The sequence below is a fragment of the Pseudomonas asiatica genome (assembly GCF_040214835.1).
Classification (GTDB): domain Bacteria; phylum Pseudomonadota; class Gammaproteobacteria; order Pseudomonadales; family Pseudomonadaceae; genus Aquipseudomonas; species Aquipseudomonas putida_Z.
In genome coordinates, this window is record NZ_CP157874.1 from 4,476,030 (window position 1) to 4,502,016 (window position 25,987).

The window sequence follows — 25,987 nt, forward strand, 5'->3', positions numbered from 1 at the left end:
AGACGAGGGTGACGGGCGGGGTCTATTGATTCAAGGGGAACAATTGCCAGGCTGTGTTTCGAGGTTTTGCCGAGCAAGCAACTTATGGTTGGCTGGCATAGCGCAGCGTTCGTCGCATTTCTGCTGGTCAAGCGACCCTGCGCTCGCTAGAATTGCGCACTTTTTGATCAGAGGCGCCAAAAGCGCCCGTCAAGATCGCCCCCGATTCCGGTCGGGCGACCTGCATTCAATACCGAGGTTAGTCATGTCCACCACGCCCGCCACCCCCAAGGTAGGTTTCGTAAGCCTGGGTTGCCCAAAAGCCCTGGTCGATTCCGAGCGCATCCTGACCCAGCTGCGCATGGAGGGCTATGAAGTCGTGCCCACCTACGAGGACGCCGACGTGGTGGTGGTCAACACCTGCGGCTTCATCGACAGCGCCAAGGCCGAGTCGCTGGAAGTGATCGGCGAAGCGATCAAGGAAAACGGCAAGGTCATCGTCACTGGCTGCATGGGTGTCGAGGAAGGCAGCATCCGTGACGTGCACCCGAGCGTGCTGTCGGTCACCGGCCCGCAGCAGTACGAGCAGGTGGTCAACGCCGTGCACGAAGTAGTGCCGCCACGCCAGGACCACAACCCGCTGATCGACCTGGTACCGCCGCAGGGCGTCAAGCTGACCCCGCGCCACTATGCGTACCTGAAGATTTCCGAAGGCTGCAACCACAGCTGCAGCTTCTGCATCATCCCGTCGATGCGCGGCAAGCTGGTCAGCCGCCCGGTCGGCGAAGTGCTGAGCGAGGCCGAGCGCCTGGTCAAGGCCGGGGTCAAGGAGATCCTGGTGATTTCCCAGGACACCAGCGCCTACGGCGTCGACGTCAAGTACAAGACCGACTTCTGGAACGGCCGCCCGGTCAAGACCCGCATGCTCGAGCTGTGCGAAGCCCTGAGCAGCCTGGGTGCCTGGGTACGCCTGCACTACGTGTACCCTTACCCGAACGTCGACGACGTGATCCCGCTGATGGCCGCCGGCAAGATCCTGCCGTACCTGGACATCCCGTTCCAGCACGCCAGCCCGAAAGTGCTCAAGGCCATGAAGCGCCCGGCCTTCGAAGACCGCACCCTGGCACGTATCAAGAACTGGCGCGAGCAGTGCCCGGAGCTGGTGATTCGCTCCACCTTCATCGTCGGCTTCCCGGGCGAGACCGAGGAAGACTTCCAGTACCTGCTGGACTGGCTGACCGAAGCCCAGCTGGACCGCGTGGGCTGCTTCCAGTACTCGCCGGTGGAAGGCGCCCCGGCCAACGACCTGGGCCTGGAAGAAGTGCCGGACGACGTCAAGCAGGACCGCTGGGACCGCTTCATGGCCCATCAGCAGGCCATCAGCGCCGCCCGCCTGCAACTGCGCATCGGCAAGGAAATCGACGTGCTGATCGATGAAGTGGAAGAGCAAGGTTCGGTTGGCCGCAGCTTCTTCGATGCCCCGGAAATCGACGGCAGCGTGTTCATCGATGGCGACCACGGCTTCAAGCCGGGTGACAAGGTGCGTTGCCGCGTGGTGGATGCCGACGAATACGACATGTGGGCTGAACCCATTTAATCGCGCTGGAACATAATGCCTGGCAGTTATGTAATTTGGGGCCGCTTCGCGGCCCATTGACGCTATCTGACAGGCATTACCGGGTCTGGGGCTTTTTCGTCAGAACGCGTGAAAAAGCATCAGGCCGCCCTCTGCATCCGGGCTGGCATCCGAGAAGCCTTTGACTGCATAGAGTTGCACTTTCCACTGCTGGTTGAGCTTGTGTGTCAGGAACAGGGTAAGTTCCTTGATCTGCGCGCCCGTCGAGACGACCTTCTGCCGCCAGTCGTAGGAAGCGCCCGCGGAAGTGCCTGCAGCCACGGGCATGGCGAAGCCGAGACTGGCAAATATCGGGTCGTCGAAATCGCTGTCGGGCGGGTCGCCGAACTTCTTCCAGCCCAGGGTCGCGAAGCCGGTCACCGGGCCAAAGGCCTTGGCGATGTCGACCTGGCCGGTGTAGTCGTATTCACCGGTGCCCAGGCACTGGTCTTCATCGGCAGTGGGGAATTTGACCTTGCCGATCAGGTCCAGCATCAGGCCGCCGTCACTGCCATCGAGCAGGGCGTAACCGGCGCTGGCAACCGTGTCCCCCAGCCCGCTTTCCACATCCCGGCAGCCACCGGGCAAGGGGTCACCATTCGGGCCCACTTCAGGGTTGGTGATGCGCAGCCAGGGCACGGTGACCTTGTAGGTCATTGGGCCGGTTTCATACTTGCCGACCACGGGGACGTACCAGATTTCCGAGGTTGTACCCGTGCCATAGTCGCCACTTGAATAGTCCATGCCTATGGCGGCGCTGAAGGTATCGCCCAGCACCGACGCGCTGGCGCATGACAGCAAGCAGGCGAAAAGAGGGAGCGTGGGTCTCATCTGCACCTCGGTATCCCGGACGGGAGGGGTGATAGCACTTACCCAGCCTAGTTGCCTAATGCCCGGATCGCTCTGGATGCTCCACTTTTTCGACTTTCTCTACTGTCTCGGGCCTTTCGACCTTTTCAACCTTCTCTACTTTCTCGACCTTCTCTACTTTTTCTACCTTCTCGACTTTCTCAGGCTTTTCGATCTTCTCGACCTTTTCGGGCTTCTCGGCTTTCTCGATCTTCTCGACTTTTTCTACTTTCTCTACCTTTTCAACCTTCTCTGCTTTTTCAATCTTTTCCACCTTTTCAAGCTCGACCTTCTCTACCCGGTCAGAGCTGCCACTATTGCTGCTCTCGGGTTGCTCCACGGTGTCGACATGTTCCGACTTTCCGGACTTGTCCACGCTTTCAGTACTGTCCCGCCCACTGGAATCGTCAACACCGCCGCGCCCGCTGTGGTCATCGCTGCTTTCAATGCGATCACTGGTCGCATCGCGTCCGCCATGCCCGCTATTGCTGGAACCTTCAGCGTCACGGGTGCCGTGCTCGCTGCCACGCCCCGAATGCCCTCTGTCCGGGTTGTCAGCACGGTCGTCATCGAACTCCACGCGGGTTGCCCGCAGCTCGTGCCTGCCATTGAACACCCCGCTCACCCGCACACGTTGATCGAGCGCCAACGCCGCGGGCTGCTTGCCGACGATCACGGTGCCCTGCCCCAGCGTCACCTTGATGCCTGCCACCACCAGTTGTTGAGCGTGGCTGCGCTGTACCAGCCCCTCGATCACCGCCGTCTGCACACGGCCAGCGAAAGGCAGGCTCGGGTCTGGGCGGGTTTGCGCCACTTCCAGCTGCCGTCCGGTCCACTGCCCACGTACCAGCACTTCCCGCGCAGGTGCCACACGGGTTCCCAGCTTCAGCCCCTGGAGGCTGCCGGCACGGTCAACCGCACCGATGGCACTGGCTTCCCTGAGCCCCGGCGCACGCTCGATACGGCTGGCTACCACTTCGCCCCTGGCATCGCGCAGGCCACTGACCCTGACCGGCTCGCCCGGGCGCAGCCCTTCAGCCACCCGCGCCCCTGCAGCAAGCCGCACAGGTTGGCCCATGACCCGCAGGGGGGCCGAAGCATTGGGCAGTGCCGTCAGCGGCCCTTCGTAAACGTTGAGGATCGAGATGCGCCCTGCTTGCAGGCCGCGTTTGCCGGCAAATGCCTCCACCGCGACAACCTGGCCGATTGCCAGGTGAGCGCTACTGGCAGGCGCACCGTTTTCACTCACCGGCACGTCCTTGCCAAAGTGCACTTCCAGGCCATTGACGCAGATCGAGGCAAACCCGGTGATGGTGCCGACGATGCCCGTGCCACCGGTACCGCCCGGGCGCAGGATCGGTGCGCCGGTACCGCCTACCCCGCCGTGATCGATGAAGGTGCCGTCCACACCGTCGGCCACCGCACCGGTCCCGCCCGTACCGCCGGGACGCTGCGGCAGCGGTGCACCGGTGCCACCCACTCCGCCGTTTTCGCTGCGTACACCGGTACCACCGACCCCGCCCGTCCTGGCCCCGGTACCACCAATACCGCCCGGAAACTGCAAGCCCGCCGCCCCCGCCATACCCACTTCGTCACGGCTGACACATACCGGTGCTGCGGCCACCTCGGCAGGCGCCACCAGGTTCAGCCCGAAACCCAGGACCAGTGTGACGACACTGAGGCAGCGCGCGAGGGAAGTCATGGGTCTGGTGTCTTCGACAAATCGGGGTCGGTAGTTTCAGTGTAGAAATAAAGCCCTACCGTGATGCGCTGACGTTGCTCGGCGCTGGGCACATCGGCATCTTCCAGGTCTGATGCGAGCCGACTGAAGGCAAGCAGCATCTGCATGCCGTCCTTGTCCACCGCCGCACGCAGATGGTCGACGCTGGCCGGGCTCAAGGCGTCGTAGTGCACGCTGCGTTCAAAGAACGGCTGGCCGTCCCCACTCAGGTTGTGCACTGCTGCGCAGGCATGGTCATGCAGGTTGTGGCCAAAGTACGCGGCCTTTTCGTCGAAGCCCTTCTGCGGCACGAATGCCTGGGCCTCCAGGTGAACACAGTCCTGGTCGTCGAGCCGGACGATACCCAGGCGCAACCACTCATCCAGCACCACCCGCCCGCGGATGTCGGTGCTGATCTTCGCCACCAGCGCATCGAAGGAACAATCGCCGCCAACGCTCGCCAGGCGCGGCAACGGCAGCGCCTGGCCAGGCGCCGAGCAGAACGGCTTGCCAGTGGTCCACATATTGACCAACTGTGCACCTAACGTGATGTTTCCCGGCAGCGCGGCGAGCGATACGCCCCCCTCGCTGCGCAAACGCCGGACATCCTTGCGATGCACGCCCGTGAGCAAGCTGATGCGGCTGTCGGTCGGCGCTGTACCGTCCAGGCGAAACTCGCGATGGGCCACGTCGACGAACACTTCCTTGAGCAGGTCGGCGAACATCGTGTAGGTGACCCCTTTGCGCAGCATCAGGCGCACCAGAGGACGCATGACACGCCGCAGTGCGCTTAACATCGAAGGGGGGATGGTAGGCGATTGCATTGAGCGCATTCCTTGACAGATGAACCCAGTATACGACGCGGGAAAAGATCCCACACCAACTGTGACCATATCCCGGACGAGATGAGGGATAGTCGTCGGCGCTCATTGCATTCGCGTTGAGTGGGGCTGCCGTGTCCGAACCTGGCCTCATGCAGGCCCGCCCCGTGGGCGCTGCATGAGACCGTTCAGAGCCAGTCAGCTCCTGCTGTTGTCATCACCCGGTTCGCCTGCGGCATGCTCACCGCGGTCATCACCCGGTTCGCCACCCAGATGGTCGCCACGATCATCACCAGGTTCACCACCAACGTGATTGCCGTGGTCATCGCCAGGCTCACCGCCAACATGATTGCCATGATCGTCCCCGGGCTCACCGCCAACGTGATTGCCATGATCGTCACCGGGCTCACCGCCAACGTGATTGCCGTGATCGTCCCCAGGCTCACCGCCAACGTGATTGCCATGATCATCACCCGCTTCAGCGTGGTTGCCGCTGCGCCCAGAGTTCGAGGAGCCGTCATGGCCGCGCCCACTGTTGCCGGCATGGCCATCTCCATCCCCGCCAGCGCCGTGGCCGCCGCCTTCACCGCCATGGCCGCCACCGCCGCCACCGTGACCACCGCCGCCACCGCCACCACCGCCACCACCGTGACCACCGCCGCCACCACCGTGACCACCGCCGCCACCACCATGGCCACCGCCGCCACCACCGTGGCCGCCACCGCCGCCACCGTGACCACCTCCACCACCACCGTGGCCGCCACCACCTCCGTGACCACCACCGCCACCACCATCCTTGGCGTAGGCGCTGGAGCCATTGGATATCGAGTCCGGGATCAGAACGATGGAAGTCGACAGCACGCCAGCAACGGCAACCGCCAATAGCGCCTTTTTGAACAGCACATGTATTTGCATATTTCGTCTCCAGGTCGTCGCCATGAGAAACGCCAAATCAAGCCGGGAATCCTGTGTTCGGTTCTTGCTTTTCATTGTGTGGGAATTTTTCCCACGGGAAAGTAATAGACCGCCAAACCCCGAGGTTCAAGCAGCGCACGGAGAAGCCGACCGGTGGTTGGCCTGCTATGTTTGCCTTATCGTCATGGAGGAACACCGGCATGCATTCGGTACTGACGCTGCAAACCCCGCGCTTGAGTGACTACGGCGAACTGGTACAGGTGTGGGAGGACTCGGTACGGGCCACCCACGACTTCCTGCCGGATTGCTACATCGTCTTGCTGCGCGACCAGGTGCTGCGTCGCTACCTCGATGCAGTGATGCTGATCTGCTGCAAGGACCGCCAGCGCATCTGCGGCTTCGCCGGGGTCGCCAACGGGCGCGTGGACATGCTGTTCGTCGCACCGGAGTACCGTGGCAAAGGGGTTGGCAAGCGCCTGCTGCACTATGCGATCGACGAACTGAATGCCGAGCGCCTGGACGTCAACGAACAGAACCCGCAAGCCTTGGGCTTCTACCTGCATGAGGGCTTCGAGGTGATCGGCCGTTCGGAAACCGACGGCCTGGGGCAACCCTACCCGCTGCTGCACATGCGCCTGCGCAAAACGGCGTAAATGACACAGATTCCCAGCCCCTCTGCCGCGCGGGCAGGTACAATGCAGGTCTTTCCCTGCCTTTGCGAATTGCCGTCATGTCCGAACCCGTCCGCCTGTCCAAACGCCTTATCGAGCAGCTTGGCTGCTCCCGCCGCGAGGCCGAGCTGTATATCGAGGGCGGCTGGGTCACGGTCGATGGCGTGGTGGTCGAGCAACCGCAGTTCAAGGTCGAGCAGCAGCGCGTCGAACTGCTGCCGGGTGCCCGTGCCGAAACGCTGGAACCGGTAACCCTGCTGCTGAACCAGCCGGCCAGCGTGGACAGCGAAACCGCCCGCGCCAGCATGAACATGAGCAGCCTCAGCGAAGCCCACCGCGAAGGCGTGCGCGCACTGCACGGGCATTTTGCCCGGCAGGCCTGCGTGGCGCCGCTGGAGCGCGGTGCCAGCGGCCTGCAGGTATTCACCCAGGACTGGCGGGTAACCCGCAAGATCGACGCCGACCTGCGCCGCCTGGAACAGGAATTCATCGTTGAAGTGCGCGGCGAGACCACGCCCCAGGCGCTGGAACGCCTGGCGCGTGGTGCCACCCGCAATGACCGCGAGCTGCCTAAAGCCAAGGCCAGCTGGCAGAACGAAACCCACCTGCGCATGGCCCTGAAAAACCCGCAGCCAGGGCAGATCGCCGAGCTGTGCGCCTACCTGCGCCTGGAGCTGGTAGGCATGCGCCGCATTCGCCTGGGTGGCGTGTCGATGGGCAAGCTGCCCCTGGGCCAGTGGCGCTACCTGGCCACTACCGAACGTTTCTAAGCAATACGCCGCGCCACAGGTGCGGCACCTGAACAGGATTCTGCAACAATGAACCACAACGACGTCCTGCGCAGCCTGCGCTACATGCTCAAGGTGAATGACGCCAAGATGGCCGAAATCATCGGGCTATCCGGCCTCGACGTGCATCCCCTGGTGCTGGCCACCTACCTGAAGAAGGAAGACGAGGAAGGCTTCGTGCGGTGCCCGGAACGGGTCATGGCGCACTTTCTCGACGGCCTGGTGATCCACCGCCGCGGCAAGGATGACAGCCGCCCGCCGCAGCCGATCGAGCTGCCGGTAACCAACAACCTCATCCTCAAGAAGCTGCGGGTGGCCTTCGAGCTCAAGGAAGATGACCTGCATGCGATCCTCAAGTCGGTCAACTTCCCGGTCAGCAAACCCGAGCTCAGCGCGCTGTTCCGCAAGGCCGGCCATGACAACTACCGCCCTTGCGGCGACCAGCTGCTGCGCAACTTCCTCAAGGGCCTGACCCTGCGCGTGCGCGGCTGATTGGCCATGCAGCATACGGTTACCCCGGTCGGCATCATCCGCTCCTGTTTCAAGGAGAAGTTCGCCATCCCGCGCCAGCCGCAACTGGCGCCCGCCGCACGCGGCGTGCTCGAGCTGCTGCCACCGTTCGACCAGAGCGATGCGGTCGAGGGGCTGGAGCAGGTCAGCCATGTCTGGCTGCTGTTCCTGTTCCACCAGGCACTGGAAGACAAACCCCGCCTGAAAGTGCGGCCACCGCGCCTGGGTGGCAACAAGAGCATGGGTGTGTTCGCTACCCGCGCCACTCACCGGCCCAATGGCATCGGCCAGTCGGTGGTACGCCTGGAAGGCGTGGAGCCAGGGCGCCTGCTGTTGTCTGGCATCGACCTGCTCGACGGTACGCCGGTGCTGGACATCAAGCCGTATGTGCCATACGCCGATAGCATCGCTGGCGCCAGCAACCAGATGGCCAGCCAAGCGCCCGCCGCGATCGCCGTGCAGTGGGGCGACAATGCCCTGCCCCAGGCTCGCGAACATGCACTGCGCCTGGGTGAACCGCTGGTGGAGCTGATCGAGCAGTGCCTGGCGCAGGACCCACGGCCGGCCTACCAGGTGCCGCCGGCCGAGCGGGTGTATGGGGTGAAGTTCTGGGATGTCCAGGTGCGCTGGCACTACCCGCAACCGGACGTGATCCGGGTGCTGGAGGTGGTGCTGGCCTGAAGGCTGCGCACTGGCCTTGTGGGAGCGGCCTTGCGTCGCGAAAGGGCTGCGCAGCAGCCCCGGCAACCTTGCAGGATGGCTGAGATCCTGGGGCCGCTACGCGCCCCTTTCGCGACACAAGGCCGCTCCCACAAGGAACCGTGCGCCGCACAGTCATGAAAAAGGCGACCCTGAGGTCGCCTTTTTCTTTTCACCATCCCGCGATCAGCGAGCCGGGCCTTCAGCCACGCCCAGGTCGTCGGTCGGACGGGTATCGACCAGCGGCGCACCACCGGAGGCCAGCTCCGATGCCAGCTTGTCGTTGTCCATTTCCTTCACCCACTTGGCCACGACCACGGTGGCAACGGCATTGCCAACCAGGTTGGTCAGGGCGCGGGCTTCGGACATGAAGCGGTCGATGCCGAGGATCAGCGCCAGGCCGGCAACCGGCAGGTGGCCAACGGCCGACAGGGTGGCGGCCAGTACGATGAAGCCCGAACCGGTAACACCGGCAGCACCCTTGGAGGCCACCAGCAGCACCAGCAGCAAGGTGATCTGGTGAGTGATGTCCATGGTGGTGTCGGTGGCCTGGGCAATGAACACCGCAGCCATGGTCAGGTAGATCGAGGTGCCATCGAGGTTGAACGAGTAACCGGTCGGGATCACCAGACCAACCACCGACTTCTTCGCACCCAGGCGCTCCATCTTGGCCAGCATGCGTGGCAGGGCCGACTCCGAGGAGGAAGTACCCAGCACGATCAGCAGTTCTTCACGGATGTAGCGGATCAGCTTGAGGACACTGAAACCGTGGGCGCGGCAGATACCGCCCAGCACCACCAGCACGAACAGCAGGCAGGTGATGTAGAAGCAGGCCATCAGGTAGCCCAGTTGCACCAGCGAGCCAACGCCGTACTGGCCGATGGTGAAGGCCATTGCACCGAAGGCACCGACCGGGGCCAGTTTCATGATCATGTTGATGATGTTGAACATGACATGGGCGAAGCGGTCGATCATGTCCAGCACCGGCTTGCCGTAGCTGCCCAGGCGGTGCAGGGCGAAGCCGAACAGCACGGAGAACATCAGCACTTGCAGGATGTCGCCGTTGGCGAAGGCGCCGACCACGGTGTTGGGGATGACGTTGAGCAGGAAGCCGACAGTGGTCTGCTGCGCGCCGGCGGCCGCGTAGGCAGCCACGCTGCTGGCGTTCAGGGTGCTGACGTCGATGTGCATGCCAGCGCCCGGCTTGACCACGTTGACGACGACGAGGCCGATGATCAGGGCGATGGTGGAGACGATTTCAAAGTACAGCAGCGCGTAGCCGCCGGTCTTGCCGACCGACTTCATGCTCTGCATGCCGGCGATGCCGCTGACCACGGTACAGAAGATGATCGGGGCGATGACCATCTTGATCAGTTTGACGAAGCCGTCACCCAAGGGTTTGAGGGCGACGCCGGTCTCTGGGTAGTAGTGGCCGAGCAGGATGCCGATGGTGATGGCGACCAACACCTGGACATACAGGGATTTGTACAGCGGCTGACGTGTCGTCATGGCTAATTTTCCTCAAGTGTGCCGGTTCACCCTTCCCAGGGCGATGGGGCACCTGAATCGCTAACCCTCCTGCACCTGGAGGGATTTGTCGTTGTGTTCGAGCTGCCTGGGCAGGCCTCTGCGAGGATCAATAGCAAGGGTGGTGCCAAAATGCCCACCAAGGGTGCAAAGGCTGTATTTGCGAGGGATAAACGCCCAACGACGGGGCGGTTTGCCTGAGGAAGGCTGGCGGATTTCCGCCCGATGGCGGGATTTGTACAGGGGCATTGGCGGGAATCCGCCCATTGTAGTTGCCTGTGCCGGCCTCTTCGCGGGTAAACCCGCTCCCACAGGAACCGCACAGGGTCGAGTGCAGTGCGCCCCCTGTGGGAGCGGGTTTACCCGCGAAGAGGCCGGCCAAGCCAGCAAATCACTCGAGGTTGAAGGTGATCCTGAACGCAGCGCCCCCCAGAGGAGAATCCCCCAGGCTCAGCTCGGCGTCATAGCTGTCGACGATATCCTTGACCACCGCCAGCCCGATCCCCTGCCCCGGGTGCTGGCTGTCCAGCCGCTCCCCACGCTCCAGAATCCGCTCACGCTGGTCCGCCGGCACCCCCGGCCCGTCGTCCTCGATGCACAAGGTCAACTGCCCAGGCGCCTGCTCCAGGCTTACGCGCACCTGGCCCAGGCTCAGGCGGTAGGCGTTCTCCAGCAGGTTGCCCAGCAGCTCCAGCAACGCGCCCTGCTCCATCGGCACCTGCGCCGCATCGGGCAGTTGCAGCGTCACATCCACCCGCTTGTCCCGGTACACCTTGGCCAAGGTGCTGCACAGGCTTTCGAGCAACGGCCGCAGCAACACGCTGTGGCGTACCAGGCCGCTCTTGCGCAGGCTGGCGCGTTGCAGCTGGTAGTCGATCTGCTGGCTCATGCGCTCGATCTGGCTCTGCAGCACGCGCGCCTGCTCGCGCTCGCCGCTACGCTGCTGCAGGCTTTCGCCCACCCCCTGCAACACCGCCAGCGGCGTCTTCAGGCTGTGCGCCAGGTCATCGAGCGAATCACGGTAGCGCTGACGCTGCTCGCGCTCGCTGCGCAACAGGCGGTTCAGCGAGCCGGTCAGGCGCAGCAGCTCCCGTGGGTGTTCGCCACTCAGGCCATCCCGCACGCCCGACTCCACGTCGTCCAGCTCGCGGCTGAGCCGGCGCAACGAACGCAGGCCCCAGGTCAGGCCGGCCCACAGCAGCACCAGCAGCGCCAGCAAGGCCGCGCCAAAACCCAGGTAGAGCTTTTCGCGCAGGCCATCGAGGGTGTGCTGGTATTCGCGCACCGGTTGCAGGGCAACGATGCTGTAGGCGGCGCTCTGGCCACCCAGCAGCTTGATCTCGACGTCATAGACGAAGAACTCTTCGCCATCGGCCTGGTGAATGCGGGCGAATTCGTTGCCTCGGCCGTCGTAGCGCGGGCGGTAGTTGACGTTCTGCGCGGCGGTTGCCCGCGACTGCCAGACCAGCTTGCCGTCGCGGTCGAAGATATAGCCGAGCAGGCCGGTGTACGGCAGGTTGTAACGCTCGTCCGGCAGCAGCGTAGGCATCTGCAGTTGGCCGTGCTCGATGCGCGCAGCGGAAATCAGCGTGGTCACATCCGAGGCCAGGCGTTGTTCGATCGACTCCTGCAGGGCCAGGCTGAAGGCCTTCTGCAAGGCCGGCAGCAGCGCCAGCATGAACAGCAGCGCCAGCACCGCGGCCGCCAGCATCAGGCGCACCCGCAGCGAACGGATCATCGGCAGCGCTCGGTGAACAGGTAGCCCAGGCCGCGCACGGTGTCGATCGGTTTGAAGCCGTGCTCGCCCTCGAGCTTGCGCCGCAGGCGGCCGACCAGCACTTCGATGACATTGGGGTCGCGTTCCTCGTCACCCGGGTACAGCTGCTCCATCAGGCGGTCCTTGGCCACCACCTGCTGGTGATGGCGCATGAGGTATTCGAGGATGCGGTATTCGTAGGCGGTCAGGGCCAGGGGCTGCTCGTCCAGCGTCGCCTGCTTGCGGTTGAGGTCGAGCACCAGCGGGCCGGCGGCAATGGTCGACTGTGTGAAGCCGCTGGAGCGGCGCAGCAGGGCGTTCAGGCGTGCCTCGAGTTCTTCGAACTGGAACGGCTTGACCAGGTAGTCGTCGGCACCGGCGGCCAGGCCCTCGACCTTGTCCTGCCAGTTGCCGCGGGCGGTGAGGATGAGAATGGGGAAGGTCTTGTCCTGGCTGCGCAGGCGCGTGATCAGCTCCAGCCCGCTGATGCCAGGCAGGCCCAGGTCGATGATGGCCAGGTCGAAGTGGTATTGCCCGGCCTGGTACAGCGCCTCCTCGGCATCGGCGACCGCCTCGACCACATGGCCGCTTTCGCCCAGGCGGGTGTAGAGGTGATGGCGAAGCAGGGCTTCGTCCTCGACCACCAGCAGTTTCATGTGCAGCTCCTTGATATGTATTGCCTGTACCGGCCCTTTCGCGGGTAAACCCGCTCCCACAGGTACTGCACAGGTTTGAAGAACTGCGCGATCCCTGTGGGAGCGGGTTTACCCGCGAAGAGGCCGGTACAGGATAACCCGGCTCGCCCGTCAGAACTTGTAGCTTGCAGCCAGGTAGGTCTGCGCGCTGCTGGTCAGGCGCAGGGTGCCGTCCTTCGGCCCGCCGTGCGCACCCACTTCGGTGGCGGCGTTGGTACGCAGGTAACGGTAGCCCAGTTCCACCGAAGCCTTGTCGGTGATGTCCTGGATCACGCCGGCCTGCAGGCCATACGCGTAACCGTAGTCGGTATCCCGGCTGGCACCCGGGGAGTCCTGGGTCAGCTTGGTCACGCCCAGGCTGCCGCCGCCGAACAGCTTGGTGGTGTCACCCACCGGCAGGAACAGGTCGTAGCTGCCCAGCAGGTTTTCCTGGCGCAGCTTCAGGCCGCTGTGGTCGCCCGAGACATTGTCGTAAGTCATGTAGTAGCGGCCCTGGTCATTGATCTTGCCCACGCGCACGCCCCAGGTGTCGTCCTTGCCGATGATGCCGTCGGCGTTGAGGTGGTCGGTGTTGCGCTGCAGCAGGCCGGACTTGCGAACCTTGTCGCTGGTCTGGCCGTAGGTCAGGCTGGCGAAGTTGTCGTCAGCGGCCTGGGCAGTGGTGATGCCAGCGGCGCAGACGGCCATGGCGGCAAGCAGGGTGTTGAAGGTTTTCATGGCTGGATACTCCAGTTGAGTGCGCTGTTTCGGTCTGGAAGCTAGAGTAAGCAGGGCACCCTGAACCGCGACTGAACCCTGGCTGAACCTCGGCTGAACGAACCGTTTGCAGAACAAGGAGTAGTGACCATGCGCGCCCTGCTGGCCTTGACCCTGATGTGCAGCGCCGCCCTCGCCCAAGCGGCGGTACAAACCCGCGAGATCCCCTACCAGGACGCCGACGGCAACCGCCTGGTCGGCTACTACGCCTATGACGACGCCATCGAAGGCAAGCGCCCCGGCATCGTCGTGGTGCATGAGTGGTGGGGGCTGAACGACTACGTCAAGCGCCGCGCCCGCGAGCTTGCGGCGCTGGGCTACAACGCGCTGGCCATCGACATGTATGGCGACGGCAAGCAAACCGAACACCCTGCCGACGCCAAGGCGTTCATGACAGCGGCGACGAAAGACCCCAAGGCCGCGGAGCGGCGCTTCGATGCCGGCCTGGAGCTGCTCAAGCTGCAGCCCAATACCAACAAGCACCAGTTGGGGGCAGTGGGTTACTGCTTTGGCGGCAAGGTAGCGCTGGATGCCGCGCGGCGAGGGGAAAAGCTCGATGGCGTGGTGAGCTTCCACGCCCCGCTGGGCACGCAGACACCGGCCAGGCCGGGCGTGGTGCGGGCCGATATCCTGGTGGAGCATGGTGCGGCGGACACCCTGGTGACCGAGCAGCAGGTGGAAGCGTTCAAGGCGGAAATGGATGCAGCCAAGGTCAATTACCAGTTCGTCAGTATTCCCGGGGCCAAGCACGGGTTCAGCAACCCGGATTCGGACCGCATGGGGCACGGTGAACATGGCGGGCCGGATATTGCCTATGACCAGGCGGCGGATGCCAGTTCCTGGGCGGATATGCAGGCGTTCTTCAAGAAGGTGTTCAAGTAAGGAGTGCCGGGGCCGATGTGGGAGCGGCCTTGCGTCGCGAAAGGGGCGCAAAGCGGCCCCAGGATCTCAGCAGTTCTGCAAAATCGCCGGGGGGCGCTGCGCGCCCCTTTCGCGACGCAAGGCCGCTCCCACAAGGATGCATTGCCACGCTGGCTCCCTTAGTGCCCGTACAGCTGGCACAATACCCCCCATGAACACACTCCCCGCCTGCTGCGCCCCGCTCCAGCACCACTGGCCCCTGCCCCGCCCACTACCCGGCGCGGTGCTGGTCAGTTGCTACTTCGACCCCGCCCGCCTGGCACCCGACGACTTCCAGCGCGCCGGCGTCGTGCCAGGCGCCAGCCTGCAGCGCTCGGTGGCCAAGCGTCAGGCCGAGTACCTGGCCGGCCGGGTATGTGCCCGCGCCGCGCTGCAGCGCCTGGACGGCCGTGACTACGTGCCCGGTACCCACGAGGACCGTTCGCCCATCTGGCCCGCCGGCATCCACGGCTCGATCACCCACGGCAAAGGCTGGGCTGCCGCCGTGGTTGCTGCCGAGGGCAGTTGCCAGGGCCTGGGCCTGGATCAGGAAGCACTGCTGGATGACCAGCGGGCCGAGCGGCTGATGGGCGAAATCCTCACCCCGCCCGAACTCGAGCGCCTGGACCGCCGCCAGCTCGGCCTTGCCGTCACCCTGACCTTCTCGCTGAAGGAAAGCCTGTTCAAGACGCTCTACCCGCTGACCCGCCAGCGCTTCTACTTCGAGCACGCCGAAGTGCTGGACTGGTCCGCCGAAGGCCTGGCCCGCCTGCGCCTGCTCACCGACCTGTCGCCGCAGTGGCGGCATGGCGCCGAACTGCAGGGCCAGTTCTGCCTGCAGGACGGCCACCTGCTCAGCCTGGTCAGCGTCTGACCGTCACAACGGTGCCTGCTGCCGTGGCCAGTTCAGGCTGAAGCAGGCACCGCCCAGCGCGGCGCTGCGCCCCACCGTGGCCCGCCCCGCGTGCCAGTAGATGATCCGCCGTACGATAGACAGGCCCAAGCCATGCCCGCCCGAGGCGCGGGTACGGCTGTCGTCGAGGCGGGTGAACGGTGTGAAGATACGGTCCCAGACGCCCTCGGGGATGCCCGGGCCGTCATCCTCCACATCGATGCGGCAGCGTTGCTGCCCCAACTGGTAGCTCAGGCGCACCTCGGCCTCTGCGTGGCGCATGGCGTTACCCACCAGGTTCTGCAGGGCCCGGTGCAGGTAGCGCGGTTCGGCTTCGACCCAGGCGCCTTCGCCATCGGCGCCCTGGCACTCACCGCGCACCACCCGTACCTCGGCACGCAGCGGCGCAAGCTCTTCGATCACCCGGTCGAGCAAGGCGTCCAGGTCTACCCGCTCGAACTTCAGCGCCGGTGCGCCCTGCTCCAGGCGGGCGTAGGTGAGCATCTCGTCGACCAACTTGTCGAGGTCCTGGATATCGCCGTCCATGCCCGCCAGGTGCTTGGCGCGGGCCTGCTCGGTGGTGGCACTTTCGATCATCTCCAGGCCAAAGCGCAGGCGTGCCACCGGCGTGCGCAGCTCGTGGGAAACCGCCCGCACCAGCTCGCGCTGCATGGTCAGCGAGCGCTGCAGGTGCTCGGCCATGCCGTTGAAGGCCGCGGCCAGGCGCCCCACCGAGTCGGCGTCGCCGGCCGGTACACGGGTGTCCAGGCTGCCCTGGGCGATGCGCGTGGCGGCAATCTCCAGGCCCGACACACGCCGCTCCAGTTGGCGCACCAGCAGGTAGACCACCAGGCCGATCAGGCACAGGCCAAGAAAGGTGATCAGGACCAGCAACTGCGGCGGATACGGGTTGAGCTGGTACAGCGGGCCGATTTCCAGCACCCAGGGCGAACCCGCCAGCCCGGCGAACACGCGGATCGAGTCACCATCCTTGCCCAGGGCCATGACCGTGTCGCCCTCCTCGACCCGGCGCCGCTGGTCATCGTCCAGGCTCACCCGCTCGATGCGCTGCAGGGCCACGCCAAAGCCGAAGCCCTTTTCTTTCTTGATCTGCGCCAGGCGCTGCTGCTGTTCGGTCACCGGGTAGCGCACCAGTTCGTCGGCCAGCAGATAGAGGGTGGCCCGCGCCAGTTGCTCGCTGATCTGTTTGATCTGCGCTACCAGCATCAGGTCTTCCTGGCCGACCTTGCGCAGCACCTGGGCCGCATGCGGGCCGGTCTTCTCGACCACCACCAGGCCGCGGTACAGGCGCGCCCGCTGGCCGCCATCGAGTGTGCGCGCGGTCATCGGTTGCAGCGCCAGCGGCACGCCGAGCAGGCGCTCCCAGATCAGCAGCGAGCGCTTGCGCTCGGTGTCGTTCTGCAGCGCCAGGTTGTCGGCCATCAGGCTGAAGGTACCCTGGGCCAGGCCCTCGCGGTGCTGGGCGGCACGTACTTCGTTGACCAGGTGCAGGCTGAGCACCCCGAGCAGGGCCACCAGCACCAGCACGGCCAGCATGCCGCCATAGATGCGCAGGAAGATCGAGTTGTTCATGGGGCCTCGCCGACGAACAGGTAGCCCTTGCTGCGCAGGGTCTTGATCAGCCTTGGCTGGAGCGGGTCGTCGCCGATCTTGGGGCGGATCCTGGAGATGCGTATGTCGATGGAGCGGTCCTGGCCGTCGTAGCCGACGCCACGTAGCGCGGTGAAGATCTGCTCGCGCGTCAGCACCCGCCCGGCGTTGCTGGCCAACAGCCAGAGCAGGTCGAATTCGGCGCCGGTCAGCTCGATCAGCTGTTCCCCCAGACGCGCCTCGCGCAGGCGATTGTCGATGCGCAGCGCGCCGAAGGCCAGGTCCTGGCGCTTGCTGTCCGGTGCTTCGCTGCGGCGCAGCAGGGCCTGAATGCGTGCCAGCAGCAGGCGTGGGCGTACGGGTTTGCAGACGTAGTCGTCGGCCCCCAGGTCCAGGCCCTGGACCTGGTCGAGTTCATCGCTGCGGGCGGTCAGCATGAGGATCGGGCCGGGGTACTGGCTGCGCACTCGGCGGCAGATGCTCAGGCCGTCCTCGCCGGGCAGCATCAGGTCGAGAATGACCAGGTCGGGCTGGCTGTCGACGATGCGCCGCGCGGCGCGCGCGCCATCGCCCTCGACGCTGACTTCGTAGCCGTTGGCCTGCAGGTACTCGGCGGTGAGCTCGGCCAGGCGCTGGTCGTCTTCGACGATGAGGATGCGGGGTGCGGGGTGGTCCATGGCTTGTGCCTTTGTTTGTTGTTTTTCTGTGGCCTGTGCCGGCCCCTTCGCGGGTGAACCCGCTCCCACAGGGACCGAGCCGCTTTCGAAGCCTGTGCAATACCTGTGGGAGCGGGTTCACCCGCGAAAGGGCCAGCACAGGCAACATAACCCTTTAACCAAAAAGCAACATCCCCTGGGAATACTACGGCTGCCATCCGGTACTGCCAACCTGCCAGCAGCCCCTAGACTGAACCGTTTTTTGTGATAGGGTTCGCGCCCGAAAAATTCTGCCCCGGGGCAGCAAGGCGCAGAAAAATACTGCAAACCACTTGGCACAAGGCCTACAGCGAATACCCACCATTCACTCACAAAGTACGCACAAGTTATCCACAGGCGCTCGCCTTGCAAAGCCCCCGATACCGCATTATCTTGTATCCCGATCGCAGCGAACCACTAGATATAGGGGTTCGTGCAAAATCACACACAAAAGTCAACCCGCAAAATCAAGCGATTTTTTCGGGTGAACTTCAAGTGATTCCAGCAGCCAAACCGCTCCTGCGGAGGCGACCGAGGCAAGCCCTTCCAGGGCCTTGTTCGGGTATGGGTGTTACAGGCCAGGCCTGGCATCCATCAGCAACAGTTTTTGGGCCCGGCCCAGAACCTTTGACTTCGGCCAGGGAGCGGCGAGCCAATTGCCCTTATTCCTGAGTCTGTCCCGAAGTTGGTACGCCCGCGCGGGCGGATGCGCATGCATTGCCCATCCCCGCCGGGCCATCGAGCAAGTGGACGGAACGGTGGGCGCCCAAAAGGCGCCTGAACAATATAGAAACTGTGGAGACACCCACCCATGCAAACCGACACAACTCGCGAGAACCCGCAGGCCAAGGTGCCGCAGGCCGCCGATTCCAACCAGGATCTGGCCGCCACCGCTCCCGGCCAACTGCGTGTGATCAAGCGTAACGGCACTGTCGTCCCCTACACCGACGACAAGATCACCGTGGCCATCACCAAGGCGTTCCTCGCAGTTGAAGGCGGCACCGCCGCCGCTTCGTCGCGCATCCACGACACCGTCGCGCGCCTGACCGAGCAGGTCACCGCCACGTTCAAGCGTCGCATGCCATCGGGTGGCACCATCCACATCGAAGAAATCCAGGACCAGGTCGAACTGGCCCTGATGCGCGCCGGCGAGCAGAAGGTCGCCCGTGACTACGTGATCTACCGCGAGCAGCGCGCCAAGGAGCGTGCCACCCGCGTCAACACCGAGTCCGTGGTCGAGCCGCACCCAAGCATCCGCATCACCCTGGCCGACGGCAGCCTGGCGCCGCTCGACATGGCCCGCCTGAACACCATCATCAGCGAAGCCTGCGAAGGCCTGGCCGAAGTCGATGGCGACCTGATCCAGCGCGACACCCTGAAGAACCTGTACGACGGCGTGGCCATCAAGGACGTCAACACCGCCCTGGTGATGACCGCCCGTACCCTGGTCGAGCGCGAGCCGAACTACTCGTTCGTTACCGCCCGCCTGCTGATGGACACCCTGCGCGCCGAAGGCCTGGGCTTCCTGAACGTGGCCGAGAGCGCCACCCACCACGAAATGGCCGACCTGTACGCCAAGGCCCTGCCGGCCTACATCGACAAAGGCGTCGAGTTCGAGCTGCTGGACCCGGCCCTGAAAGGCTACGATCTTGACCGCCTGGGCAAGGCCATCGACCACGAGCGTGACCAGCAATTCACCTACCTGGGCCTGCAGACCCTGTACGACCGCTACTTCATCCACAAGGATGGCGTGCGCTTCGAGCTGCCACAGGTGTTCTTCATGCGTGTGGCCATGGGCCTGGCGCTGGAAGAGAAAGACAAAGAAGCCCGTGCCATCGAGTTCTACAACCTGTTGTCGTCCTTCGACTACATGGCCTCGACCCCAACCCTGTTCAACGCCGGCACCCTGCGCCCGCAGCTGTCCAGCTGCTACCTGACCACCGTGCCGGACGACCTGTCGGGCATCTACCACGCGATCCACGACAACGCCATGCTGTCGAAATTCGCCGGTGGCCTGGGCAACGACTGGACCCCTGTGCGTGCACTGGGCTCCTACATCAAGGGCACCAACGGCAAGTCGCAGGGCGTGGTTCCGTTCCTGAAAGTGGTCAACGACACCGCCGTTGCCGTCAACCAGGGTGGCAAGCGCAAGGGCGCCGTGTGTGCCTACCTGGAAACCTGGCACCTGGACATCGAAGAATTCATCGAGCTGCGCAAGAACACCGGTGATGACCGTCGTCGTACCCACGACATGAACACCGCCAACTGGATCCCTGACCTGTTCATGAAGCGTGTCTTCGATGACGGCAAGTGGACCCTGTTCTCGCCTTCGGAAGTGCCAGACCTGCACGACCTGACCGGCAAGGCCTTCGAAGAGCGCTACGAGTACTACGAAGCCTTGACCGAGTACAACAAGATCAAGGTGTTCAAGACCATCCAGGCCAAAGACCTGTGGCGCAAGATGCTGTCGATGCTGTTCGAGACCGGCCACCCGTGGCTGACCTTCAAGGACCCGTGCAACCTGCGTTCGCCGCAGCAGCACGTGGGCGTGGTCCACAGCTCGAACCTGTGCACCGAGATCACCCTGAACACCAACAAGGACGAGATCGCGGTCTGCAACCTGGGCTCGATCAACCTGCCGAACCACATCGTCGACGGCAAGCTGGACACCGCCAAGCTGCAACGCACCGTGAACACCGCCGTGCGCATGCTCGACAACGTGATCGACATCAACTACTACTCGGTGCCGCAAGCGCGTAACTCGAACTTCAAGCACCGCCCGGTCGGCCTGGGCATCATGGGCTTCCAGGATGCGCTGTACCTGCAGCACATTCCGTACGGCTCCGATGCTGCCGTCGAGTTCGCCGACAAGTCGATGGAAGCGGTCAGCTTCTACGCCATCCAGGCGTCCTGCGACCTGGCCGACGAGCGCGGTGCGTACGAGACCTTCCAGGGTTCGCTGTGGTCCAAGGGCATCCTGCCGCTGGATTCGCAACAGATCCTGATCGAGGCCCGTGGCGCCAAGTACATCGACGTCAACCTGGAAGAGTCCCTGGACTGGGCCCCGGTGCGCGAGCGCGTCAAGAAAGGTATTCGTAACTCGAACATCATGGCCATCGCGCCGACCGCGACCATCGCCAACATCACCGGCGTGTCGCAGTCCATCGAGCCGACCTACCAGAACCTGTACGTGAAATCGAACCTGTCGGGCGAGTTCACCGTGATCAACCCGTACCTGGTCCGCGACCTGAAGGCCCGTGGCCTGTGGGACTCGGTAATGATCAACGACCTCAAGTACTACGACGGTTCGGTGCAGCAGATCGAGCGTATTCCGCAAGAGCTGAAGGACCTGTACGCCACCGCGTTCGAAGTCGAGACCAAGTGGATCGTCGATGCCGCCTCGCGTCGCCAGAAGTGGATCGACCAGGCCCAGTCGCTGAACCTGTACATCGCCGGCGCCTCGGGCAAAAAGCTGGACGTTACCTACCGCATGGCCTGGTACCGTGGTCTGAAGACCACCTACTACCTCCGTGCCCTGGCCGCGACCAGCACCGAGAAGTCGACCATCAACACCGGCAAGCTCAACGCCGTTTCCAGCGGTGGCGACAGCGCCCCGGTCCAGGCAGCCGGCCCTGCGCCAGTGCCGAAGGCCTGCGCGATCGACGAGCCTGACTGCGAAGCCTGCCAGTAAGGCCAGGCCGAGGCTTCCTGCGGGAAGCCTCAACGCGTTTTCCGCACCACTGCGGACCCTGTGGGAGCGGGTTCACCCGCGATGAGGCCGGCACTCCCGCCGCCTCTCCACAGCCAGACACAACAAGCCGTGGCTACAAAACCGCGGCCAGCCCTTTTCGGGCACCTCAGATTTGCGTGCACCGCACCGCAACCAAGATCCACCGGCCATACTTGATAGATGGCCCTCAAGCAGGAGCATCTCACCATGCTGAGTTGGGACGAATTCGATAAAGAAGACGGCGAAGTAGCCGCCAAAGGCAACACCCCTGCGCAGGCCGCTGCCGCCGCCACCCTCGACAAGCTCGACAGCGCCGGTGGTGCCGCCGCCCTGGAAGCCCGTGCCGCCACCGCTGACGACTCCGACGCCGTCAAGCGCGCCAAGGCTGCCCTGAACGACCTCGACATCGCCGAAGGCCTGGCCGAGCTGGAAGGCTCCGGCGCCCGCGTGCGTGTTGACGAAAAGCGCATGATCAACTGCCGCGCCGACCTCAACCAGCTGGTACCGTTCAAGTACGACTGGGCCTGGCAGAAGTACCTGGACGGCTGCGCCAACCACTGGATGCCGCAAGAGGTCAACATGACCGCCGACATCGCCCTGTGGAAGAGCATGGACGGCCTGACCGAAGACGAGCGCCGTATCGTCATGCGCAACCTCGGCTTCTTCTCCACCGCCGACTCGCTGGTAGCCAACAACCTGGCCCTGGCCGTGTACCGCCTGATCACCAACCCGGAGTGCCGCCAGTACATCCTGCGCCAGGCCTTCGAAGAGGCGATCCACACCCACGCCTACCAGTACTGCATCGAGTCGCTGGGCATGGATGAAGGCGAGATCTTCAACATGTACCACGAGATCCCATCGGTAGCGAAGAAAGCCGCCTGGGGCCTGAAGTACACCCGCGCCATCTCCGACCCGGAGTTCAACACCGGCACCGTCGAAACCGACAAAGAGCTGCTGCGCAACCTGATCGCCTACTACTGCGTACTGGAAGGCATCTTCTTCTACTGCGGCTTCACCCAGATCCTGTCCATGGGCCGCCGCAACAAGATGACCGGCGTGGCCGAGCAGTTCCAGTACATCCTGCGTGACGAGTCGATGCACCTGAACTTCGGTATCGACGTGATCAACCAGATCAAGATCGAGAACCCGCACCTGTGGGACGCGGCGATGAAGGAAGAAGCGACCCAGATGATCCTGCAAGGGACCCAGCTGGAGATCGAATACGCCCGTGACACCATGCCACGCGGCGTGCTGGGCATGAACGCAGCGATGATGGAAGACTACCTCAAGTTCATCGCCAACCGTCGCCTGACCCAGATTGGCCTGAAGGAAGAGTACCCAGGGACTACCAACCCGTTCCCGTGGATGAGCGAGATCATGGACTTGAAGAAAGAGAAGAACTTCTTCGAGACCCGCGTGATCGAGTATCAGACTGGTGGGGCGTTGAGCTGGGATTGATATCCGAGCGAGCATAGAGAAGGCTGCCGATTGGCAGCCTTTTTTTGTAAAAAAGAGCTGCCTCAAGGCGGCATTTTTTATTTAGCCTCATGAATTTTAAATATAGCATCTGCTAACCGCGACCCCGTTGACACAAGCTTAGATAAGACTCTTAATTGCTCAACGGTTGCCGCCTGATCAGTTTTATCTGGATAGTTAATTGAGTGATCGATCTCTCCCCAAGCCTCTTCAAACAATGTCCTGACCTGAATTTCACAGGAGATATTATTTTCATCATTTGCAGGCGATATCAAATAGTGCACACTCGTATAGTACGACGGCTTTATTGAGGTTCTAATCTTAAACGCTTTAAAAAACTCAACAGACTCAGGATCCCAAGTATAAGCTATGGGCTTTTCGAGCAATTTCCAGTGCTTTGAAGAGACCTTTTTCATTACAAACTTGTGTATACCTGAAAATTGATTCTGGTGAAGGTGCAGAATTCTAATTCCAGCGAAATCTGTAATCTCCGAAAACAAATTATCCTTGGTTATACTCCTACCTTCAGAAAGTTTCCGATAGATTTTTTTTGCAAGATGCCCCTCATCCTTCAAGCGAGTTTTAGTAGAGTGGATTACTGAGGGTACTCCAGTGTTCAAAGCTGGCGACGAAGCGAAATCAGCCTGAACATTAGTAAGAAATAGTTCAAATAGCCTCTTCTTCTCACGATACTGCTCGACCATCCCGTTAACCGTAGCTTTCCGCACCAAGTCATCCATAAACAACCTATTATCCAATCAACTCAATCCGCTCAATAAGCGAGTCGGAGAATTCTTTATATTTTTCTTTGGTGGCAAGAATATCAGGTTTCTGCCCGTTTACAGTGTTTTGATGTTCTTTATCCAACCGAGGGATTTTAGGTATCTTCCACATTGGAACACGATAATGCTGGGCTAGACTCGGAAAAGTATTATGCCCATGCATTACGGACTCGCCACCGATCGGCTCCGACAGAAGATCATCACTAATACCTTTACGAAGATCGGCACCAATATGCGTATTGATAATATCAGGAATCTGAAGAGCATATTTCAAATGCGCCTGTGCCAAATTCCACTTTGAACTGTGCTTCGTGTACTTCCTCGCATTATATATCGTATAGCCAAGAAACTTTACAAACTCAGCAGGGAAAAGTTTTCGTTTATCCTTTGAAATTAACTTATAGATTATGTCAAATTCCTCATGCCACTTCCTAAGACTACTACCAATGTTTCTGATACCGTACAGCGAGAACATGTCCGGCGCTGCAGGAACAAAAAAGCCATCCACAGTCGATATAATTGTCTTATTAAGCGAACCCAAGCTTGGTGAGGTATCAACAATCACAAAATCATATTTATTTTTCTTTGCGTATTCCTCTGAAAGGCTTCTAATCTTAGTGATGGTTCGAATTGCCAACGCATCGCCACGATAAGCATCACTCCATCGAGAGGATATCTTCTCTTCAAATTCGTGTATGGATAACCGCCCAGGGATTATATGAAGATTTCTTGTTATTTTATGCGGAGGCGGCAATCGCTCATAGTCACCAGTACCATCAATAGTTGGCTGAAGCAGATAGTGAAGCGATCGAGTTTCTGCCTCCAAATCATCAATTTCTTGAGCCGATTTATTCTTCCTAAACTCTTCAATCCCCAACTCTACACAACTATCCTCCTTTTCCCACATATCATGAATAGTTTCAACCGGCATTGAGTAGATAGTCAAATTACACTGAGGATCCGCATCTAAAAGTAAGACTTTGTACCCCGCCTCACTTAGAGAATGCGCCAAATGGTAAGTCAGAGTAGTTTTGCCGACTCCGCCCTTATTATTGAATACAGAAAGAATCTTCACACCATTAAATCCTTTACTTAGGAGGCCTAATAATGGCACATGGCCACTGAAAACGGTAGCCTGTATTTGAACACGCTGCTCCAGGGCCTTATCTATTGGCAACATAGAGAAAAATCCTACAGCCACCAGATTTGACCCATCTGCAAGGTAAGAGTACGGTAACCGCGGCGCCTAAGAAACGCCTCACGTAGCGGTCAATCCGCCCCGACAGATGCGGCTTTTTTGTGCCTGTGGTCTAATCCTGCACGCACAAAACGTGTTATGTCGGGAGCGGACTAATACAAGACCCGCAAGGGGAATACGTCCGGTCCGCTACGTGGGATTTCTTAGCTCCCGACACCCAGCCCTAAGAAAGCTGAAATCACGTAGAGGTAACGGAAATGCCTACCAAATCCAGCAATTTCAGGCTCTTCGCACATGCGTCTCGCCTGTTTAAATCTGAAAGGATCACGGAGGCCAGCCATGACTGACCTTCAAAATCCCACCCTCTTCACCCGCCACAACCGCCCCCTCCACACCCTCTGGCTCGAATCCCAAGCCTGGTTCTGCGCCCACGAACTCGGCCGGTTGAGCGGGCACTTCTACGACGAACACTGCATGCGCAAGCTCGACCCGGATCAGTACCGCTCCGTGCAGTTGCTGCGCTATGGCAAGTACCAGGAAACCACGATGGTCAGCGAATCCGGGGCCTATACCTTGTTGGCGCATCACCATGTACCGGAGAACCGGCATTTGCGCTGGTGGCTGACGCATGAGGTGGTGGCGGTGCTGCGTGATCGGCAGGAGGACGGGGTGGAGGATGTTCCGCGACTGGGGCAGATGTGCTGGCCTGGGGGGCGCAGCGCGACGTTGTTGTATTGGCAGAGTGAGCCTTGGGTGAGGATGCGGGATATGCCGGTGGTGCTGGCAGGGGAAGTGCAACAGCTGCCGCCGGTAGAGAAGCCGAAGTTGAGTTGGCGGGAGTGTGCGCAGCGGGCGCTGCGGTTGCATGGGGTTTAAGCGGCGGGTTTGCCTGGGCGGGCCTCTTCGCGGGTGAACCCGCTCCCACAGGTACTGCGCTGGCTTCGGGTTAATGCTGTACCTGTGGGAGCGGCCGTGGCCGCGAACACCGGCGCAGCCGGTGCCATGCACCGCGTCGCCTGCTTCGCGTGCTTGCCCGCTCCCACAGGTATTGCGCTGGCTTCGGGATCACGCTGTACCTGTGGGAGCGGCCGTGGCCGCGAACACCGGCGAAGCCGATGCCATCACCGCGTCGCCTGCTTCGCGGGCTTGCCCGCTCCCACAGGTACTGTGCTGGCTTCGGGATCACGCTGTACCTGTGGGAGCGGCCGTGGCCGCGAACACCGGCGCAGCCGGTGCCATGCACCGCGTCGCCTGCTTCGCGGGCTTGCCCGCTCCCACAGGTACTGCGCTGGCTTCAGGTTAACGCTGTAACTGTAGGAGCGGCTTTAGCCGCGAACACCGGCGCAGCCGGTGCCATCCACCGAGGCGCCTGCTTCGCGGGCTTGCCCGCTCCCACAAATGC

Annotated in this window: 22 protein-coding genes; 10 read left to right on the plus strand and 12 right to left on the minus strand. The window is 62.2% G+C overall.

What is annotated here, in order from left to right:
* The first annotated feature begins 244 nt into the window (after positions 1-244).
* Positions 245-1,576, plus strand: a complete 1,332-nt coding sequence (gene rimO, locus ABNP31_RS19995; RefSeq protein WP_013973825.1) for a 30S ribosomal protein S12 methylthiotransferase RimO — start codon at positions 245-247, stop codon at positions 1,574-1,576.
* 99 nt (positions 1,577-1,675) lie between these two features.
* Here the strand turns inward: rimO and ABNP31_RS20000 are convergent, their stop codons facing one another.
* From ABNP31_RS20000 to ABNP31_RS20015, 4 genes are all read right to left on the minus strand, one after another.
* Positions 1,676-2,425 (minus strand): hypothetical protein, encoded by a 750-nt coding sequence (locus ABNP31_RS20000; protein ID WP_024087593.1) that lies wholly within the window; start codon positions 2,423-2,425, stop codon positions 1,676-1,678.
* A gap of 55 nt (positions 2,426-2,480) precedes the next feature.
* Positions 2,481-4,145, minus strand: coding sequence for a DUF5666 domain-containing protein (locus ABNP31_RS20005; RefSeq protein WP_085665250.1), 1,665 nt, complete (start codon positions 4,143-4,145; stop codon positions 2,481-2,483).
* Positions 4,142-4,987 carry a DUF6502 family protein gene (locus ABNP31_RS20010; protein ID WP_025340275.1) on the minus strand — a complete coding sequence of 282 codons (846 nt, stop codon included), beginning with the start codon at positions 4,985-4,987 and terminating at the stop codon, positions 4,142-4,144. Before ABNP31_RS20010 ends, ABNP31_RS20005 begins: the two co-directional genes overlap by 4 nt.
* Before the next feature lie 195 nt (positions 4,988-5,182).
* Positions 5,183-5,899 (minus strand): hypothetical protein, encoded by a 717-nt coding sequence (locus ABNP31_RS20015; RefSeq protein WP_350012689.1) that lies wholly within the window; start codon positions 5,897-5,899, stop codon positions 5,183-5,185.
* A 200-nt stretch (positions 5,900-6,099) separates the two neighbouring features.
* Between ABNP31_RS20015 and ABNP31_RS20020 the strand changes: the two genes are divergently transcribed.
* From ABNP31_RS20020 to tsaA, 4 genes are all read left to right on the plus strand, one after another.
* Positions 6,100-6,552, plus strand: coding sequence for a GNAT family N-acetyltransferase (locus tag ABNP31_RS20020; protein ID WP_023663473.1), 453 nt, complete (start codon positions 6,100-6,102; stop codon positions 6,550-6,552).
* 77 nt (positions 6,553-6,629) lie between these two features.
* Complete coding sequence (locus ABNP31_RS20025) at positions 6,630-7,340, plus strand: rRNA pseudouridine synthase (protein WP_085665248.1); 711 nt, start codon at positions 6,630-6,632, stop codon at positions 7,338-7,340.
* A gap of 48 nt (positions 7,341-7,388) precedes the next feature.
* Positions 7,389-7,850, plus strand: coding sequence for a DUF1456 family protein (locus ABNP31_RS20030; RefSeq protein ID WP_013973832.1), 462 nt, complete (start codon positions 7,389-7,391; stop codon positions 7,848-7,850).
* Positions 7,851-7,856: 6 nt separating this feature from the next.
* Positions 7,857-8,549, plus strand: coding sequence for a tRNA (N6-threonylcarbamoyladenosine(37)-N6)-methyltransferase TrmO (gene tsaA, locus ABNP31_RS20035; protein WP_350012690.1), 693 nt, complete (start codon positions 7,857-7,859; stop codon positions 8,547-8,549).
* Between the two features lie 204 nt (positions 8,550-8,753).
* Here the strand turns inward: tsaA and ABNP31_RS20040 are convergent, their stop codons facing one another.
* The 4 genes from ABNP31_RS20040 to ABNP31_RS20055 form a co-directional block, all read right to left on the minus strand.
* A complete protein-coding gene (locus ABNP31_RS20040; RefSeq protein WP_025340279.1) occupies positions 8,754-10,076 on the minus strand; it encodes a dicarboxylate/amino acid:cation symporter in 1,323 nt (440 codons plus the stop codon).
* Between the two features lie 409 nt (positions 10,077-10,485).
* Positions 10,486-11,832 (minus strand): ATP-binding protein, encoded by a 1,347-nt coding sequence (locus tag ABNP31_RS20045; RefSeq protein ID WP_085665245.1) that lies wholly within the window; start codon positions 11,830-11,832, stop codon positions 10,486-10,488.
* Positions 11,829-12,506 (minus strand): response regulator, encoded by a 678-nt coding sequence (locus ABNP31_RS20050; RefSeq protein ID WP_025340281.1) that lies wholly within the window; start codon positions 12,504-12,506, stop codon positions 11,829-11,831. The genes ABNP31_RS20045 and ABNP31_RS20050 overlap by 4 nt, the downstream gene beginning before the upstream one ends.
* Before the next feature lie 150 nt (positions 12,507-12,656).
* Positions 12,657-13,262 carry an outer membrane beta-barrel protein gene (locus ABNP31_RS20055; protein WP_013973837.1) on the minus strand — a complete coding sequence of 202 codons (606 nt, stop codon included), beginning with the start codon at positions 13,260-13,262 and terminating at the stop codon, positions 12,657-12,659.
* A 129-nt stretch (positions 13,263-13,391) separates the two neighbouring features.
* Between ABNP31_RS20055 and ABNP31_RS20060 the strand changes: the two genes are divergently transcribed.
* Positions 13,392-14,183, plus strand: a complete 792-nt coding sequence (locus tag ABNP31_RS20060; RefSeq protein WP_085665244.1) for a dienelactone hydrolase family protein — start codon at positions 13,392-13,394, stop codon at positions 14,181-14,183.
* 190 nt (positions 14,184-14,373) lie between these two features.
* Positions 14,374-15,075 (plus strand): 4'-phosphopantetheinyl transferase family protein, encoded by a 702-nt coding sequence (locus ABNP31_RS20065; protein ID WP_085619118.1) that lies wholly within the window; start codon positions 14,374-14,376, stop codon positions 15,073-15,075.
* Positions 15,076-15,078: 3 nt separating this feature from the next.
* On the opposite strand, the gene ABNP31_RS20070 is transcribed toward ABNP31_RS20065, so the two are convergent.
* Together ABNP31_RS20070 and ABNP31_RS20075 are read right to left on the minus strand one after the other, a co-directional pair.
* Positions 15,079-16,686 (minus strand): ATP-binding protein, encoded by a 1,608-nt coding sequence (locus ABNP31_RS20070; protein ID WP_085590717.1) that lies wholly within the window; start codon positions 16,684-16,686, stop codon positions 15,079-15,081.
* On the minus strand, positions 16,683-17,381 hold the full coding sequence (locus ABNP31_RS20075; protein WP_085590720.1) for a response regulator transcription factor: 699 nt from the start codon (positions 17,379-17,381) through the stop codon (positions 16,683-16,685). The genes ABNP31_RS20070 and ABNP31_RS20075 overlap by 4 nt, the downstream gene beginning before the upstream one ends.
* An 829-nt stretch (positions 17,382-18,210) precedes the next feature.
* On the opposite strand from ABNP31_RS20075, the gene ABNP31_RS20080 reads away from it, so the two are divergent.
* Together ABNP31_RS20080 and ABNP31_RS20085 are read left to right on the plus strand one after the other, a co-directional pair.
* On the plus strand, positions 18,211-21,090 hold the full coding sequence (locus ABNP31_RS20080) for a ribonucleoside-diphosphate reductase subunit alpha (protein ID WP_025340287.1): 2,880 nt from the start codon (positions 18,211-18,213) through the stop codon (positions 21,088-21,090).
* A gap of 246 nt (positions 21,091-21,336) precedes the next feature.
* Complete coding sequence (locus tag ABNP31_RS20085; RefSeq protein ID WP_024087598.1) at positions 21,337-22,587, plus strand: ribonucleotide-diphosphate reductase subunit beta; 1,251 nt, start codon at positions 21,337-21,339, stop codon at positions 22,585-22,587.
* Positions 22,588-22,664: 77 nt separating this feature from the next.
* On the opposite strand, the gene ABNP31_RS20090 is transcribed toward ABNP31_RS20085, so the two are convergent.
* Positions 22,665-23,345: a RelA/SpoT domain-containing protein gene (locus ABNP31_RS20090; protein WP_350012691.1), complete on the minus strand. Its 681-nt coding sequence runs from the start codon at positions 23,343-23,345 to the stop codon at positions 22,665-22,667.
* A gap of 10 nt (positions 23,346-23,355) precedes the next feature.
* Entirely contained in the window at positions 23,356-24,567 is a 1,212-nt protein-coding gene (locus tag ABNP31_RS20095) for a ParA family protein (protein WP_350012692.1), read from the minus strand.
* A 357-nt stretch (positions 24,568-24,924) separates the two neighbouring features.
* Here ABNP31_RS20095 and ABNP31_RS20100 point away from each other — a divergent pair, with 357 nt between their 5' ends.
* Entirely contained in the window at positions 24,925-25,461 is a 537-nt protein-coding gene (locus ABNP31_RS20100; protein WP_350012693.1) for a BRO-N domain-containing protein, read from the plus strand.
* Positions 25,462-25,987 lie beyond the last annotated feature (526 nt).